The organism is Ferrovibrio xuzhouensis, from assembly GCF_042648965.1.
GTDB lineage: Bacteria > Pseudomonadota > Alphaproteobacteria > Ferrovibrionales > Ferrovibrionaceae > Ferrovibrio > Ferrovibrio xuzhouensis.
The window spans coordinates 1,552,087-1,567,602 of sequence record NZ_JBHRYJ010000001.1 but is presented as its reverse complement, the minus strand read 5'-3'; the positions used below and the strand labels follow the sequence as shown (position 1 = coordinate 1,567,602).

Sequence of the window (15,516 nt, the reverse complement as noted above, 5' to 3'; positions counted from 1 at the left end):
GAGGGCGCCATGGAGTACGATTATATTGTCATTGGCGGCGGCTCGGCCGGCTGCGTGCTGGCGCGCCGGCTCAGCGATGACGGCACCACACGGGTCTGCCTGATCGAGGCGGGTCCCCCCGACGACCATGTGCTGTGCCGGGTGCCGATGGGCGCCGCCGTCTTCATGCCGGTGAAGTGGCGCAACTGGGGCTTCCAGACCGAGCCACAGCCGGGCCTGGGCGGGCGGCGCGGCTACCAGCCGCGCGGCCGCATGCTCGGCGGCTCGTCGTCGATGAACGCGATGATCTACGCGCGCGGCCATGCCTCCGACTACGACGACTGGGCGACGCTGCATGGGGCGGCCGGCTGGAGTTTCGCCGATGTGCTGCCGTATTTCCGCCGCGCCGAGCACAATGAGCGGCTCGACGGCGCCCTATTGGATGGGGCGCTGCATGGCCAGGGCGGACCGCTCAATATTGCCGACATCAACACGCCGAACCGCTTCAGCGACATCTTCCTGCAGGCCTGTGACGAACTGCAGCTGCCGCGCAACGCCGACTTCAACGGCGCCGAGCAGGAGGGCGTCGGCTATTTCCAGGTCACCCAGAAGAACGGCGAACGCTGGTCGGCGGCAAGTGCCTATCTGACGCCGGAGGTGCGCGCACGCCACAACCTGCATATCGCGACCGGCACGCGCGCCTTGCGCATCATCCTCGCCGGCCGCCGCGCCGTCGGCGTCGCCTGCCGCCAGGGCCGCCACGAAATCTCGCTGCGGGCGAAGGCCGGCGTGGTGCTGGCGGCCGGCGCCTTCCAGTCGCCGCAGCTGCTGATGCTGTCGGGCATCGGACCGGGCAGCCAGCTCGACGCCCATGGCATCCCGGTGCTGCACGAACTGCCCGGGGTCGGCCAGAACCTGCAGGACCATGTCGATTTCGTCCAGCTCTGCAAGGCCGACAGCACCGATCTGGTCGGCCTGTCATTGGGTGGCGGCCTGCGGCTGCTGCGCGAGATCGGCCGCTGGCGCCGCGACCGGCGCGGCATGCTGACTAGCAACTATGCCGAGGCCGGCGGCTTCCTGCGCAGCGACCCTTCACTGCCGCGGCCCGACCTGCAGCTCCACTTCGTCGTCGCGCTGGTCGACGACCATGCGCGCAAGACCCATCTCGGCCACGGCTACAGCCTGCATACCTGCGTGCTGCGGCCGAAAAGCCGCGGCACCGTCGGCCTGCACGGCGCCGATCCGCTGCTGCCGCCGAAGATCGACCCGCAATTCTTCAGCCATCCCGACGACATCGACCTGCTGCTGAAAGGCGTGAAGCTCGGCCGCCGCATCCTGCGGGCACAGGCCTTCATGGCGGAACGGCCGCGCGAGCTGTATCTCGACGGCATCGAGGATGACGACGGCCTGCTGAAGCAGATCCGCAGCCGCGCCGATACCATCTATCACCCGGTCGGCAGCTGCCGCATGGGTGCCGTCGACGATGCACAGGCGGTGGTCGATCCGCAGCTCCGCCTGCGCGGGCTGGAGCATCTGTGGGTGGCCGATGCCTCGGTGATGCCGGGCCTGGTCGGCGGCAACACCAATGCACCGACCATCATGATTGCAGAGAAGGCTGCCGACCTGATCCGGTCGGCGGCTGCTTGACGCTCCGTGTCAGGCCGGCCGGCGCTTCAGCAGCTGGGCCTCGACGGCCGCCAGCAGGTCGCTGCGTCGTACCGGTTTCTGCAGCACATGGTCGGCGCCGAGCTGGCCGATCATGTCGAGCAGGTCGCGGGCGGCGATCTGGCCGCCGCCCGACATGGCGATCACCGGCAGGTCGGGCCAGCGCCGCTTGACGCTGCGCACCAGTTCGATGCCGTCCACCTCGGGCATCAGGATGTCGGTGATCACCAGGTCGATCTCGCCCGCCTCGATCAGCGCGAGACCGGCCCGGGCGCCGTCGACCACCAGCGGCCGGTAGCCGGCGCCCTGCAGATGGGCGCGCAGCACCATGCCCAGATCGGCATTGTCATCGATGATCAGAATGGTTGCGGCAGCTGTCACAGGGATCCGTTCAGAATTTGGCGTTGTATCCGGCCAGCCAGCATATAGCATCTACAGTATACAACACCCGTATAGTACGGCAATCTGGGATTGAACATTTTATCCAGAAAGAAACGGAATGCTCAGCGACCATCTGCTCCGGGCAATCATCGACACGGCGATCGACGGATTCATCCTGATCGACGAGACCGGCCATGTGGCGCTGTTCAACCCGGCCTGCGAGAAGCTGTTCGGCTATCGCCCGGACGAGGTGATCGGCCAGAACGTCACCATGCTGATGCCGGAGCCGTATCACAGCGAGCATGACGGCTATCTGCAGCATCACCTGAAGACCGGCGAGAAGCGCATCATCGGCATCGGCCGCGAGGTGCGTGGCCGCCGCAAGGACGGCAGCGAATTCCCCTTCCAGCTCGCCGTGGGCGCCTTCGAGCGCGATGGCCGCCACATGTTCATCGGCGTGATCCACGACCAGTCGTCATGGCGCGACAGCGAGGCGGCCCAGCGCGACAGCGAGCAGCGCTTCCGCCTGCTGGTCGATACCGCCATCGACGGCCTGATCATGATCGACGAGGCCGGCCGCATCGCGCTGTTCAATCCGGCCTGCGAGAAGCTGTTCGGCTATCGCCCGGACGAGGTGATCGGCCGCAATGTCAACGTGCTGATGCCGGAACCCTATCGCAGCGGGCATGACGGTTACCTGCACCGTTATCGCGGCACCGGCGAGAAGCGCATCATCGGCATCGGCCGCGAGGTGCTGGGGCGCCGCAAGGACGGCAGCGTGTTTCCCTTTGAACTCGCGGTCGGCGAATACCGCCAGGACAAGACCAGCGTCTTCGTCGGCGTGATCCATGACCTGTCCCAGCGCCGCGCCAGCGAGGCCGGCATGCGCGACAGCGAGGCGCGTTTCCGCCTGCTGGTCGACTCGATCCAGGATTACGCGATCTTCATGCTGGATGCCGAAGGCAAGGTGCTGACCTGGAATGCCGGCGCCCAGAACCTGACCGGCTATACGCCGGAAGAGGCGATCGGCCGGTCCCGCGACCATTATTATCCCGATGCCGAGCGCCAGGCCGGTCTGCCGGACGAGACCCTGCGCACCGCCCGCGAAACCGGCCGCTACACCAATGCGGAATGGCGCCGCCACAAGGACGGCCACCGCTTCTGGGTCAATGTCGAGATCACGGCGATCCACAACGAAGCCGGCGAGCTGACCGGTTATGTCAACGTCACCCGCGACATGACGGCGCTGCGGCAGACCGAGGAACTGCAGGACCAGTTGCGCCAGGCCCAGAAGATGGAAGCCATCGGCCAGCTCACCGGCGGCGTGGCGCATGACTTCAACAACCTGTTGGCGGTGATCGTCGGCAACCTGGAACTGCTGGAGGACCGCCTGCAGGACGCTGACAGCCGCCGGCTGGCGCAGCAGGCCCTGCGCAATGCCGTGCGCGGCGCCGAACTGACCCAGCGGCTACTCGCCTTCAGCCGGCGGCAGAAGCTGAAGCCGAGCCGGATCGACGTCAACGCACTGCTGACCGGCATGCAGGAGATGATGCAGCGCAGCCTTGGCGAGACCGTGCAGGTCGAAACCCATCTGGCCGACGGTTTGCCGGCGGTCGAGGCGGATGCCAGCCAGCTCGAAAATGCCGTGCTCAACATTGCGCTGAATGCCCGGGACGCCATGGACAGCGAAGGTCGGCTGACCATCACCACCGCTTTGCAGGTGGTCTATGAACCGCGGCCGTCGGGCGACCGTACGATACCGCCCGGCAGCTATGTGACGATCGGCATCCGCGACACCGGCACCGGCATGCCGCCCGATGTGAAGGCGCGCATCTTCGAGCCCTTTTTCACCACCAAGGACATCGGCAAGGGCAGCGGGCTCGGTCTGTCGATGGTCTACGGTTTCGTGCAGCAGTCGGGCGGCATGATCGATGTCGACAGCGAGCCCGGCGATGGCACCGAATTCCGTCTGCTGCTGCCGGTGGCGGCTGCGGCCGGCGTGGAAAGCGTCACAACGCGGCGCTGCGTGCTTTGCGTCGAGGACAATCCCGATGTGCGGACCATGACCGTGGCCCTGCTGAAGACGCTCGGCTACGCCGTGCTGGCGGCGGCCAGCGGCCCGGAGGCACTGACGATCCTGCAGCGGCCGGTGTCGGTCGACCTGATGCTGACCGACATGATGATGCCAGGCGGCATGGGCGGCGTTGCACTGGCCGACAAGGCGGTCGAGCTGCGGCCGGGCCTGCCGGTGCTGTTCATGTCCGGCTCGCTCAGTGATGACGCGCTGCGCGGCACCCGGCATGCCGGCAGGACGAAGGTGCTGCACAAGCCGGTGCGCAAGGCGGCGCTGGCCGAAGCGATCGGCGAACTGCTGCCGGGCAGAAAAGCCGATTAGGCTTCGGTTGGGTCTTTCCAGGTGACGCTGTAGAGATCGAAGCGGCGGTCCTTCAGGTTCTGCACGGTGCCTGACTGGCGCGCATTGGCCAGGCTGTCGAGCTGCAGGTCGGCAATCGCCACCATCTCGACATTCGGCGTGGTGTCGGCGGCGATGCCGTCGCGGGCGAAGGGAAAGTCGCAGGGTGTCAGCACGCAGCTCTGGGCATACTGGATGTCCATGTTCTCGACATCGGGCAGGTTGCCGACATTGCCGGCCATGGCGACATAGCACTGGTTCTCGACGGCGCGTGCCTGGGCGCAATAGCGCACCCGCAGCCAGCTCTGCCGCTCGTCGGTGCAGAAGGGGATGAACAGGATCTGCGCGCCCTGGTCGGTCAGGTGGCGGCCAAGTTCGGGGAATTCCGCGTCATAGCAGATCATCACGCCGATCGGGCCGCAGTCGGTCTCGATGGCGTTCATGGTGTCGCCGCCGGTGATGTTCCACCAGTAACGCTCGTTCGGCGTCGGATGGATCTTGCGCTGCTCGTGCACCGAACCGTCGCGCAGGCAGACATAACAGATGTTGTAGACGCGGCCATCCGTCGCATCGCGGGTCGGATGCGAGCCGCCGATGATGTTGATGTTGTAGCTGACCGCCAGTTCGCTGAACAACGTGCGGATGCGGTCGGTATAGTCGGTCAGGGCGGCGATCGCCTCGGCGGCCGGGGCGCGCTTGTTCTCGATCGACAGCAATTGCAGCGTGAAGAGTTCCGGGAAAACCACGAAGTCGGCCTTGTAGTCGGCCACGGCATCGACGAAATACTCGACCTGGCGGGCAAAGTCGTCGAACGCAGCGATGGCGCGCTGCTGGTACTGCACGCAGGCGACCCGCACGGTATTCTGCTGGCGCAGGTTGGGACTGGCGGCGACATGGTCTTCCTCGCCGACCTGCGGGTTGCGCCACAGCATATGGGTGGCGAAGCCGCGCGATTCATGGTCGGAGGTCAGGTAGTCGCGCAGCACGCCGATCGGCTCGAAGCCGTTGCGCAGCTGGAAGCTGATCACCTGGTCGCGCAGGCGGCCCTCGCGGGCGAGTTCGACATAGCGCTCGGGTGAACGCACCTGGTTCCAGCGCCTACTCAGGCCCGGCATGCGGCCGCCGAACACGATGCCCTTGAGCCGCAGATGCTGGCACAGCTGCTTGCGCGCGTTGTATAGCCGCTGGCCGATGCGCAGGCCGCGGTAATCCGGGTCGACGCAGATTTCCATGCCGTAGAGATAGTCGCCTTCCGGATCGTGGCGCGAGGCATAGCCGCGACCGGTGATGCTGACCCAGTCATGCGGCTGCAGGGCGAGCCGGCCGCCGATGCGGAAGGTGGCGCAATAGCCGACGATGGCGTCTTCATAGACGGCGACGAACTGGCCGTCGGGGAAATGATGCTGGTGGCCGCGCAGCTGGGCGATGGAATAGGCGCCGTTGCTGCCGAGTGCAGCATAGACCTTGGCGGTCAGCGCGCGGATCGCCGCCATGTCCTTCGGTGTCGCATTGCGCACCACCAGCTTCGGCCGGCTGCTGCCGCTGCGGCGTGTGGGACCCGGGATGCTGCCGGCCTCGGCCGGCGCTGCTTTGGGTGCCGGCTTGGGGATGGCGGCCTTGGCAGGCGCGGGCTTGGTGGGGGTCTTGCGGGGTTTCTGGGCCATGGGTCTCTCGCGATTTGCTCGTTCTTGCCGGCTGCCCGTCCGGCCGTGCTGCCGGCCGGGGCCGGCATGAGGCAAAAGGCAGGCGGGCGCCGGAGCAGGACTCTGGCGGCGGGCGAGGCATCGGTCGGCGATGCCTGCGAGTGTGGTCGGCTGGTCCGGGTGGACCGGGGGAGGCAGGAGGGGGCCGCCCGGCGGCTCCTGGGGGGAATAGGAGGGGGGTGCCGGACGGCCCGAACAGGCCTGCTGAACTGACTGCCTGTTGTTCGATGGGGGTATTCAAGCCGGCAAAAAGGGCGGAATTAGGGCGTCCGATGACAAAATGCGAAAACCGCCTGTCTGGCTGGCGATCCGGTCAGGCTGCCGGTCGCTGCGGGTCCGGGCGGTTCTGGCGGGCCGGCCGCGCCAAGGGCCGTGACGGGAGCGCCGGAACGGGCCGCAGGGCGTGCTGTCGCGAAACTGTAATAATAGTAAAACCCTGAGTTATTTGACTTATTTTCCGGGGGTCCGGTAGAGTGCGCGGCCATGAGCGTTCCCCCCGCTTTGCTGCATCTGGCGATCCCGCCCGGCAGCCTGCGCCGTGCCCGGCGCCATCCGCGCCTGGCCGCCCTGTCCGGACAGCGGAGCGCCGTTTCACGTCCTGCCCTGACCGTTGAAGATACCGCCGGCCGTGCCTTCGCCGCCGCCGGCTGGCTCTGCCTTGGTGTCGCGGATGCCGCGACACAGCGCCACGAAACCCTTCCGGTCGCCGGCCTGCCGCTGAAGGATGCACCGCCGCTCGACGACAGCAGGACGATCCTCGCCGAGGGCCAGGCGGAAATCACCGGCCGGCTGCTTGCCGACGGGCTGGAGCTGCGACTGGTTCACCAGCGACTGACCAGAGGCGACGAGACCGCCGACTGCGGCGAGATCCTGCTGCAGGGCCCCGCCGATGCCGCCATTGCACTCGCGCTGGCGCTGGCCGACGACCTGCCGCTGGCCTGGAGCGGCGCCCCGCCGCTGATCTCGGCCGTCGCCGCGCTTGGCATCGTCGAGCCGCCGCCGCTGCGTGCCGGCCCGATCCCCTTCGACCTGCCCGGGGATGCCGACACGCTTGCCATGTTCTGCGCCATCGTGCGGCACTGCCTGCTGCAGTTCGACGGCAACATGCTGCCGGTACTGCGCAACCGCGACATCGAGGGGGTGCACCAGATGCGCGTGGCATTGCGTCGCCTGCGCTCGGCGCTCAGCCTGTTTGCGCCGGCGCTGCCGGCCGCGCTGACCGACCCGCTGATCGCCGAGCTGCGCTGGCTGAACGGCCCGCTCGGCCGCAAGCGCGATATCGACGTATTCCTGGCCGAAACCCTGGTGCCGCTGAGTGCGAAGCTGCCCGACCCCAAGGGCCTGCGCCATCTCGCCACCGTGCTGGAGGATCGCCGCGAGGCGGCCCAGGTGGCACTCGATGCCGCGCTGCGCTCGCCGCGCTGCCTGCGGCTGCGGCTCGGTTTCGAGGATCTGCTGCTGAAACTGCCACAGGCGGTGACGGATTCCTGGGATACGGCGCTGCGCGAGGCGGCGACCCAGCCGGCGCGGCGCTTTGCCGCCGCGCTGCTGCAGCGGCGCGCCCGCAAGGTGCGGAAGCTCGGCAAACGTCATGACGAGCTGGATGCCGAATCCCTGCATGTGCTGCGCATCCAGGCCAAGAAGCTGCGCTATGCGGTGGAATTCTTCCGCCCGCTGTTCGGCCGCAAATCGGTGCGGCGCTTCCATGGCGCGCTGGCGCAGCTGCAGGACTGCCTCGGCGCGTTGAACGACGCTGCGGTCGGCAACATGCTGATGCGCGACGTGCTGGCGGCGCCGGCCGGCGATCCGGCCGCAGCGGCCATCGCCGGCTGGTTCATCGGCCGCCAGGAAATGCAGCTCGCCCATCTCGGCGATGCCTGGAATATCTATGCGAAGACCGCGCCGTTCTGGAAGGACGCGCTGGAGGACTGAGCTTCAGTCGATCAGCCGGCCCGCGGGATCGAAAAACGGATAGGGACCGTCGTAGTCGCCGATCACCGCCGTATGGGTGACGAGGCGATTGTCGTGCCACCAGTGCAGCATGAAACCCGGCGGCTCCATGCGGAAGCAGCTCGGCGCGCTCTCGTCGATGTCGAGCGCCACCTGGTGCGCCGGGCTCGGGCAGGTCAGGGCCGGCCGGCCGCCGATATCGGCGCGGATGGTGCGGTGCAGGTGGCCGCAGAGGATCAGCTGCACCTGCGGATGCCGCGCCATGATCGCGGTGAACGCTTCACGGCCTTTCAGCCCGATCCGGTCCATATGGCCGATGCCGGTCACAAACGGCGGATGATGCATCATCACCAGGGTCGGTGCGTCGGGCTTCTGTATCAGTGTGGCATCGAGCCAGTCAAGCCGCGCGGCGCAAAGCTCGCCGCCGCCTTCGCCGGGGATCACGGTATCGAGGCCGACCAGCCGCAGCGGATAGTCGTCATCGATGGCGAACTGCAGGAAGCCGCTGTCCGGCAGATAGCCTTCCGACGCAAAGGCGGCGCGCATGCTGTCGCGGCCGTCATGATTGCCGGGGATGGCGATGATGCGCTGGCGCAGCGGTGCCAGGATCGATTTCAGATGATCGTATTCCTCGGGCCGGCCGAGGTCGACAAGGTCGCCGGTCAGCAGGATCAGGTCGGGCTGCGGCTTGAGCGCCAGCAGTTCGGCGACGCAGGCGCGCAGCATCGCCGCAGTATCGACCTTCTTGTAGGCCAGTTTGCCGGGCAGCTTGATATGGGTGTCGGTGATCTGGGCGATCAGCATGGGGGCTCCGTTGAGTCTTGTCATTCCCGCGCAAGCGGGAATCCCATTTCTGAATGGGACCCCGGATCAGGTCCGGGGTGACGATTCAATACTCCTACAGCACGAGAAGATTCTGCGCGGCGATCTGCAGGCCGACCGCCTCGCCATGGGCGAAGTCGCGGCGCTCGATGCTTTCGGCCACCAGCGGCTGTGCCTCGCCGACCTCGACGAACAGCCGGGTGCGGTCGCCGAGGAAGAAGGCCGCCGTGATGGTGCCCTGCAGCGGCGCGGCGTCCGGTGCGGTGATGCGGATGTCCTCGGGCCGGAACAGGATCTCGGTGGCTGCCGCCGGGGCCTGCGCCCAGGCCAGGTCGCCGGCGCGGCAGGAAAACACGCCGCCGCGGGTGGTGCCGGTCAGGCGGTTCATGGTGCCGATGAAGTCGGCAACGAACCGCGTCGCCGGTCGCTGGTAGATGTCGCGCGGCTTGCCGACCTGGGCGACGCGGCCATGCTCCATGACGACGATGCGGTCGCCGAGCGCCATCGCCTCGGCCTGGTCGTGGGTCACATAGATCGCCGTGATCCCCAGGCTGCGCAGCAGGGTGTCGATTTCGAGACGCAAGGTGTCGCGCAGCTTGGCATCCAGCGCGGTCAGCGGCTCGTCGAGCAGCAGGGCGCGCGGCCGCACCGCCAGCGCACGGGCCAGCGCAACGCGCTGGCGCTGGCCGCCCGACAGCTGGTCGATGCGGCGGTCGGCGAGTTGCTCGATGCGCATCATCGCCAGCATCTCGGCGACGCGGGCGCGGACGGCGGCGGCCGGGCTTTTGCGGATGCGCAGGCCGTAGCCGATATTCTCGGCGACGCTCATGTTGGGGAACAGCGCATAGGACTGGAACACCATGCCGACGTTGCGCTTCTCGATCGGCTGGCCGGTGACATCGGCGCCGTCGAACAGCACGCGGCCGCCAGCATCCGGGTCTTCAAGGCCGGCAATGATGCGGAGCGTCGTGGTCTTGCCGCAGCCGGATGGCCCGAGGAAGACCACGGTCTCGCCGGCGGAAATCTCGAGATCGAGCGGCTCCAGCGCGCGGGTGCCGTCGGCGAAGGTTTTCGCGCAGTTTTCCAGGCGGATGGCCAGCGGGCTCTGGCTCATGGCGATGTCGGTCATCCTTCACTCTCCGGCTTGGCGTGGGCGCGGCTGCGCGGACGGCTGAACCATTGCAGCGCGATCAGCAGCGGCACGATCATCAGGAAAAACACCAGCGTGTAGGCGCTGCCGACCTCGAGCCGCAGGCTGGCATAGGCATCGGCGAGGCCGACCGGCAGGGTCTTGGTCAGCGGCGTGTGCAGCAGCCAGGTCATGTTGAACTCGCCGACCGAGAGCGTCACCACCATCAGGGCGCCGGCGAGAATGCCAGTGCGGCAGTTCGGCAGCACCACGGTGAAGAACCGCGTCCAGAAGCCGGCGCCGAGCGAGGCGGCGCCTTCCTCCAGCGTCTGCAGGTCGATGGCGCTGAGCACGGCGAGCACCGAACGCACCATGAAGGGCAGGGTGAACAGCACATGGCCGACCAGGATGAAGGCCCAGGAGGTGCGGAAGCCCGACAGGCCGCCATAGGCGACAATCAGGGCCAGCGCGGTAGCAAGGCCGGGGATCGCCACCGGCATCACCATCAGCTCCTCGATGGCGCGGGTCAGGGCGGTCTGCCGCTTGGCCAGCACATAGGCGGCCGGCACGCCAAGCACGAGCGTGCAGGCGAGGCAGACGATGGCGATCCACAGCGACAGGAAGATGGTGTCGCTGTAGCCGGTCCAGACCTCGACCACCCAGCGCAACGTGAAGCCGCTGCTGATGCCGGTGAAGTAATTGTTGGTGACGCCGGCGAGGATCGACAGGATCACCGGCACGATCAGAAAGGCGCAGACGAACAGCGTAAAGCCGAGCTGCAGCCAGAACAGGGGTCCGCGTTTGTGGATCATGGCGCGCCTGTCCTCTCTCAGCCGGCCGCGGCGACCGAGGTGCCGGCCGCAGTACGCGCCAGCGCCAGTACCGCCCAGGTCACGGCGCCGAGCACGAAGCTGAGCGCGGCGGCCATGGCGATATTCGCCGACAGGGTGAACTCCGTGTAGATGGTCATCGGCAGCACGTTGATGCGGGTGGCCAGGGTGAACGCCGTGCCGAAGGCGCCCACGGCCGTCGCGAAACAGATCGCGCCCGACGACAGGAAGGCCGGCTTGAGCCCCGGGATGATGACGTCGAGCACGACGCGCAAAGGCGAGGCGCCGAGCGAGCGGGCGGCTTCTTCGAGTTTCGGGTCGAGCTTTTCGGTGGCGGCCATCACGGTGAGGATGATGCGCGGGATCGAGAAATAGACATAGCCGGTGAACAGCCCGGCCATGGAATAGGCGAAGACCAGCTTGTCGGCGCCGAGCATCTGGGTGATGTCGCCGATCAGGCCCTGGCGGCCGGCCAGCATGATCACCATGAAGCCGATGACGACGCCGGGAAAGGCGAGCGGGAAGGTCAGCATCGCCACCAGGGTGGCATTACCGGGGAATCTGTGGCGCTGCAGGAAGACGCCGGCGATGCCGCTGATGACAAGCGTCGCCGCCGTGGTCGCCGCGGCAACGGCCAGCGTCGCGACCAGGCTGCTGAAATAGTTGGCGTTGGTGACGATGGTGGCATAGGCCGACCAGCCGAGCTTGCCGCTGCCGCCGATCAGGAACAGGCGCACCATCGGCAGCAGGAAAAAGGCGGCGAAGAAAATGCCCGCCGGCAGCAGCAGGGCCAGCAGCCTTAAGGTGTCGCGGCGCATGGTCAGAATCCTGCCATCGTGTTCGGTCCCCGGACTACGGAAAAAGCGGGGCGATGGCAGGCCATCGCCCCGTCAGTCTGTCTCAAGCTAATCAGGTACTGTTACCCATACTCTCACTGTAACACCGTACTGTGATCCTGGCAGATCAGTGCACTTCCGCCCCGTAGCGCTCGACGATGGCCTTCTGCGATGCGGCCAGCTTCTTCAGGTCGACCGCCTTGGCGCGGGCGTATTCGGAATCGGGCAGGAACTTCGACTTCGCCTCGGCCGACAGCTTGTCGGCGAAGACCGGGCGCAGGTAGGCATTGCCCCACATCGCCTGGCTCTGGTCGGAGAGCACGAAGTCGAGCACCTTCTTGCCGTTCGCCTCATGCGGCGCCTTGTTCACCAGGCCCATCACATAGGGAAAGGTCAGCGAGCCTTCCTTCGGGATGACGAATTCGACCGGCGCCTTGTCGACATACTGGCCGCGATAGGCGTTGAAGTCGTAGTCGAACAGGATCGGGATCTCGCCCGAGATGACGCGGGCATACGACGTCTGCTTCGGCACGATCGGGTCGTTCTTGGCCAGTTCCTTGAAGAACTTGATCGCCGGATCGAGGTTGTCGTAGGTGCCGCCGAGCGCCAGGTTGACGGCCATCACGCCGAGCTGGCCGACAGCAGCCGAGGTCGGGTCGAGATAGCCGACCATGCCCTTGTATTCCGGCTTCAGCAGGTCGGCCCAGCTTTTCGGCACCGGCCGCTTGCCGAGCGCGGCCTTGTTGACGAACAGGCCGAGCGTGCCCGAATGGATGGTGAACCAGTAACCGTTCGGGTCCTTCAGGTCGGCGGGGATCTTGTCCCAGTTCTTCGGCTTGTAGGGCATCAGCACGCCGGCATCCTTGGCCGGATCGGCCGCGATGCCGCCGAGGTAGGTGACGTCGGCGACCGGATTGGCCTTCTCGGCGATCAGGGCGGCGATGGCCTGGCCGGAATTCTTGTTATCCGGCGGCACGGTGATGTGCAGGGTCTGCTGGATCGCCTTGAGCTGCGAGCCCCAGTCGGCCCATTGCGGCGGGCAGTTGTAACAGATAGCGGCCTCTTCGGCTTTCGCCTGGGCGATTCCGAAAAGCACGGACGCGCCGAGCGCTGCGCCGAGCATCACACGTTTCATCATGGTCAACCTCTCCTGCCGGTTGGCTGTTCTGCGAAGGAAGTGTCGTCCGACCAGACGACGAGACGGACGCCGGCGTCGCGCAACAGCGCGGCGATGGCGTCGGGCACCGGGCGATCGGTGAAGACGGCGGTCGCCTCGGTGATCCGTCCGCCGCGCACGGTGGCGCCGCGGCCGAATTTGGAATGATCGAGCACCAGGAAGCGCTGGCGGCAGTGCTGCGCCAGGCTTTCGCGCATATGCACCTCGTCGAGGCTGAAATCGAGCAGGGTGCCGTCCTCGGCGACGCCGCCGACGCCATAGATGCCGATGTCGACGGCGAAGCGGCCGAAAAAGCCATGCGCCTCGCCGGCGATCATGTCGCGGTCGAGGTTGCGCAGCCGGCCGCCGGCCACGGTGATCTCGCAGGCCGGGTTGCGGCTCAGCGCCATGGCGACATTCAGGTTGTTGGTCATCACCTTGAGGCCGGGATGGTCGACCAGCGCCAGCGCGCATTGCTCGGGCGTGGTGCCGATGCCGAAGAACAGCGAGGTGCCCTCCGGCACTTCGGCAGCGACGAGCTGCGCGATGCGGCGCTTGGCCTCGATGTTCAGCACCTGGCGGGCGGGATAGGCGAGGTTCTCGCCATCGGGCGGCAGCTCGACGCCGCCATGGCGCCGGCGCAGCAGGCCGCGGTCGCACAGCAGGTTGACGTCACGACGGATCGTCTGGGGGGTCACGCCGAAGCGGCCGGCCAGCACCTCGATGGCCTGAAAGCCCTCGCGACGTACAAGGTCGACGATGGCGCGTGCGCGGTCATCCGCTGGCAGCATCCCCACTCCGTTCATTTCCAGTCCCAGTCGGCCACTCTGCCCGTTGGCATGTTCAAATGAACATTGACAGCCGTTCTTTTCGTTATCATGACTTTCACATGAAAATTTCATGTCGTCAAACGAACGCGCCTAAGTGGCGGCGCCTGCAAGTGCGGCAACCGGAAGGGCGCGGGGTCGGCCGCTCAGGAGGTCCTGAGGGCCGCCTCGATATGGGCGGTGAAGGCGCGGGCCTTGGCGCTGGCCTGACGGCCGGCCGGATAGACCGCCCAGAGTTCCAGCGGCGGCAGGCTCCAGTCGGCCAGGGCCTCCTGCACGCGGCCGTTGGCCAGTTCGCGGGCGAACATCCATTCCGAGCCGATGGTGAGGCCGAGGCCGGCCAGCACGGCGGCGCGCACGCCTTCGGCCGCGGTCAGGCGCACGCGGCCACGCACGCTGACCGAGGTTTCGGTGGCGCCATGGCGGAAGGTCCAGGCGGTGGTGATATTCGATTGGGCCAAGGCGATGGCCTGATGGGCGCTCAGGTCAGCCGGCGTCGCCGGTATGCCGGCGCGGGCGAAATACGCCGGCGTGGCGAGCACCAGCCGCCGGCACTGGCCGAGCTTGCGCGCCGTCAGCGTCGAATCGCGCAGGCTGCCCATGCGCAGCGCGACATCGATACCCTCGCCGATCAGGTCGCTGCTGGCGTCATCCATGATGACATCGATGTCGAGCGCCGGATGGGCGGCGAGGAAGGCCGGCAGGGCGGGGATCACATACAGGCGGCCGAAGGTGACCGCCATGGACACCCGCAGCCGGCCGCTGAGGCCGGCGCCGGCGCCGCGCGCGGCCAGCTCGGCCTCGTCGGCCTCCTCAAGCGCGCGTTTGGCCCGCTCGTAGAAATTCTGACCGGCCTCGGTGGGGGCGAGGCCGCGGGTGGAGCGGCTCAGCAGCCGGACGCCGAGGCGCTCTTCCAGCTGGGCGATGGTTTTCGAGACGGCGGGCTGGCCGACATCCAGCTGCCGTGCGGCGGCGGAGAACGAGCCGGTCTCGATCACCCGGATGAAAGCTTCCATCGCTGTGAAACGGTCCATTCCATTCCCTCCGGGAATGAGAAATACGCCTCCCGGCAACGCCCTGCAATTGCAGGGAATGAAGCTCCCTACCGCCGGGAACGGCCGGCGGCGGGGCTGAGGTCAGTCAGGCGGCGGCGCGGGCGGTTTGCAGCACCGGCAGCATGTCTTCCGGCTCCGGCCGGCGGGTGTAGTCCGGGTTGACCTCAGCATAGAGGATGGTGCCGTCCTGGCCGATCACGTAGCGGGCCGGCATCGGCAGGGTCCAGTCCGGGTCGTCGTTGAACGATGGCAGGTCATTCTTCAGGCCCTTGTACAGCGCGACCAGATAGTCCGGCAGACTGAAGCGCAGGCCGAAGGCGGCGCCGGTCTCGCCCTTCACATCCGACAGGATCGGAAAGCCCAGCTTGTTCTGGCGCACCGACTTGCGGCTGTTCGGCGCAGTCTGCGGCGAGATGGCGACCAGTGTGGCGCCCAGCGCCTCAAAGTCCGGCCGCGCCGCTTCGAGGGCCTGCAGCTCCATGTTGCAGTAGGGGCACCAGACGCCACGGTAGAAGCTGACCACCAGGGGACCTTTTCGCAGCAGTCCGGCCGAGCTGACGCTGTTGCCCTCGGGGTCTTTCAGCGTGAAGGCCGGCACCTTGTCGCCGGCCTTCTTCGCCCGGCCGGCGGCGCCCGAGGCGATCAGCTCGGCGGTGGCGCGGTGCATGGTTTCGATCACCGAATAGGGCACGTTATAGGGCGGCTTGCCGGCTTCGAAATCGGCCTTGAAGGCGTCGAGCTTGGCTTGCAGGGACATGGTGGTTCTCCTC

General features: G+C 67.1%; 13 protein-coding genes. 3 read left to right on the top strand and 10 right to left on the bottom strand.

Features of this window, described 5'->3' with window-relative positions; translation table 11 throughout:
• The first annotated feature begins 9 nt into the window (after nucleotides 1-9).
• Nucleotides 10-1,626, top strand: a complete 1,617-nt coding sequence (locus ACFOOQ_RS07720; RefSeq protein ID WP_379723984.1) for a GMC family oxidoreductase — start codon at nucleotides 10-12, stop codon at nucleotides 1,624-1,626.
• A gap of 9 nt (nucleotides 1,627-1,635) precedes the next feature.
• Here ACFOOQ_RS07720 and ACFOOQ_RS07715 read toward each other — a convergent pair whose 3' ends face one another.
• Complete coding sequence (locus tag ACFOOQ_RS07715; protein ID WP_379723981.1) at nucleotides 1,636-2,025, bottom strand: response regulator; 390 nt, start codon at nucleotides 2,023-2,025, stop codon at nucleotides 1,636-1,638.
• A gap of 118 nt (nucleotides 2,026-2,143) precedes the next feature.
• On the opposite strand from ACFOOQ_RS07715, the gene ACFOOQ_RS07710 reads away from it, so the two are divergent.
• On the top strand, nucleotides 2,144-4,420 hold the full coding sequence (locus ACFOOQ_RS07710; protein ID WP_379723978.1) for a PAS domain S-box protein: 2,277 nt from the start codon (nucleotides 2,144-2,146) through the stop codon (nucleotides 4,418-4,420).
• Here ACFOOQ_RS07710 and ACFOOQ_RS07705 read toward each other — a convergent pair.
• Nucleotides 4,417-6,102, bottom strand: coding sequence for a GNAT family N-acetyltransferase (locus ACFOOQ_RS07705; protein WP_379723975.1), 1,686 nt, complete (start codon nucleotides 6,100-6,102; stop codon nucleotides 4,417-4,419). The two genes, ACFOOQ_RS07710 and ACFOOQ_RS07705, sit on opposite strands and share 4 nt — an antisense overlap.
• A gap of 522 nt (nucleotides 6,103-6,624) precedes the next feature.
• Here ACFOOQ_RS07705 and ACFOOQ_RS07700 point away from each other — a divergent pair.
• Entirely contained in the window at nucleotides 6,625-8,073 is a 1,449-nt protein-coding gene (locus ACFOOQ_RS07700; protein ID WP_379723972.1) for a CHAD domain-containing protein, read from the top strand.
• Between the two features lie 3 nt (nucleotides 8,074-8,076).
• Here ACFOOQ_RS07700 and ACFOOQ_RS07695 read toward each other — a convergent pair whose 3' ends face one another.
• The 8 genes from ACFOOQ_RS07695 to ACFOOQ_RS07660 all read right to left on the bottom strand — a co-directional run bounded on the left by ACFOOQ_RS07695 (nucleotide 8,077) and on the right by ACFOOQ_RS07660 (nucleotide 15,503).
• Nucleotides 8,077-8,895 (bottom strand): phosphodiesterase, encoded by an 819-nt coding sequence (locus ACFOOQ_RS07695; protein ID WP_379723969.1) that lies wholly within the window; start codon nucleotides 8,893-8,895, stop codon nucleotides 8,077-8,079.
• Nucleotides 8,896-8,989: 94 nt separating this feature from the next.
• Nucleotides 8,990-10,042, bottom strand: a complete 1,053-nt coding sequence (locus tag ACFOOQ_RS07690) for an ABC transporter ATP-binding protein (protein ID WP_379723965.1) — start codon at nucleotides 10,040-10,042, stop codon at nucleotides 8,990-8,992.
• Nucleotides 10,039-10,854 (bottom strand): ABC transporter permease, encoded by an 816-nt coding sequence (locus ACFOOQ_RS07685; protein ID WP_379723962.1) that lies wholly within the window; start codon nucleotides 10,852-10,854, stop codon nucleotides 10,039-10,041. Before ACFOOQ_RS07685 ends, ACFOOQ_RS07690 begins: the two co-directional genes overlap by 4 nt.
• Nucleotides 10,855-10,871: 17 nt before the next feature.
• The gene (locus tag ACFOOQ_RS07680; protein WP_379723959.1) at nucleotides 10,872-11,690 is read right to left on the bottom strand and encodes an ABC transporter permease; all 819 of its coding nucleotides are present in this window, start codon (nucleotides 11,688-11,690) and stop codon (nucleotides 10,872-10,874) included.
• Between the two features lie 145 nt (nucleotides 11,691-11,835).
• Nucleotides 11,836-12,846, bottom strand: a complete 1,011-nt coding sequence (locus tag ACFOOQ_RS07675; protein WP_379723956.1) for an extracellular solute-binding protein — start codon at nucleotides 12,844-12,846, stop codon at nucleotides 11,836-11,838.
• A gap of 2 nt (nucleotides 12,847-12,848) precedes the next feature.
• Nucleotides 12,849-13,655, bottom strand: coding sequence for a DeoR/GlpR family DNA-binding transcription regulator (locus ACFOOQ_RS07670; protein WP_379723953.1), 807 nt, complete (start codon nucleotides 13,653-13,655; stop codon nucleotides 12,849-12,851).
• A gap of 182 nt (nucleotides 13,656-13,837) precedes the next feature.
• Nucleotides 13,838-14,725 carry a LysR family transcriptional regulator gene (locus ACFOOQ_RS07665; protein ID WP_379723950.1) on the bottom strand — a complete coding sequence of 296 codons (888 nt, stop codon included), beginning with the start codon at nucleotides 14,723-14,725 and terminating at the stop codon, nucleotides 13,838-13,840.
• Between the two features lie 106 nt (nucleotides 14,726-14,831).
• Nucleotides 14,832-15,503, bottom strand: a complete 672-nt coding sequence (locus ACFOOQ_RS07660; RefSeq protein ID WP_379723948.1) for a peroxiredoxin-like family protein — start codon at nucleotides 15,501-15,503, stop codon at nucleotides 14,832-14,834.
• Nucleotides 15,504-15,516 lie beyond the last annotated feature (13 nt).

What these genes read in the sequence shown, in the direction of transcription:
- ACFOOQ_RS07720 (WP_379723984.1), top strand. Translation starts at nt 10, where the DNA reads ATGGAGTACGATTATATTGTCATTGGCGGCGGCTCGGCCGGCTGCGTG.
- ACFOOQ_RS07710 (WP_379723978.1), top strand. Translation starts at nt 2,144, where the DNA reads ATGCTCAGCGACCATCTGCTCCGGGCAATCATCGACACGGCGATCGAC.
- ACFOOQ_RS07705 (WP_379723975.1), bottom strand. Translation starts at nt 6,102, where the DNA reads ATGGCCCAGAAACCCCGCAAGACCCCCACCAAGCCCGCGCCTGCCAAG.
- ACFOOQ_RS07700 (WP_379723972.1), top strand. Translation starts at nt 6,625, where the DNA reads ATGAGCGTTCCCCCCGCTTTGCTGCATCTGGCGATCCCGCCCGGCAGC.
- ACFOOQ_RS07695 (WP_379723969.1), bottom strand. Translation starts at nt 8,895, where the DNA reads ATGCTGATCGCCCAGATCACCGACACCCATATCAAGCTGCCCGGCAAA.
- ACFOOQ_RS07690 (WP_379723965.1), bottom strand. Translation starts at nt 10,042, where the DNA reads ATGACCGACATCGCCATGAGCCAGAGCCCGCTGGCCATCCGCCTGGAA.
- ACFOOQ_RS07685 (WP_379723962.1), bottom strand. Translation starts at nt 10,854, where the DNA reads ATGATCCACAAACGCGGACCCCTGTTCTGGCTGCAGCTCGGCTTTACG.
- ACFOOQ_RS07680 (WP_379723959.1), bottom strand. Translation starts at nt 11,690, where the DNA reads ATGCGCCGCGACACCTTAAGGCTGCTGGCCCTGCTGCTGCCGGCGGGC.
- ACFOOQ_RS07675 (WP_379723956.1), bottom strand. Translation starts at nt 12,846, where the DNA reads ATGATGAAACGTGTGATGCTCGGCGCAGCGCTCGGCGCGTCCGTGCTT.
- ACFOOQ_RS07670 (WP_379723953.1), bottom strand. Translation starts at nt 13,655, where the DNA reads ATGCTGCCAGCGGATGACCGCGCACGCGCCATCGTCGACCTTGTACGT.
- ACFOOQ_RS07665 (WP_379723950.1), bottom strand. Translation starts at nt 14,725, where the DNA reads ATGGACCGTTTCACAGCGATGGAAGCTTTCATCCGGGTGATCGAGACC.
- ACFOOQ_RS07660 (WP_379723948.1), bottom strand. Translation starts at nt 15,503, where the DNA reads ATGTCCCTGCAAGCCAAGCTCGACGCCTTCAAGGCCGATTTCGAAGCC.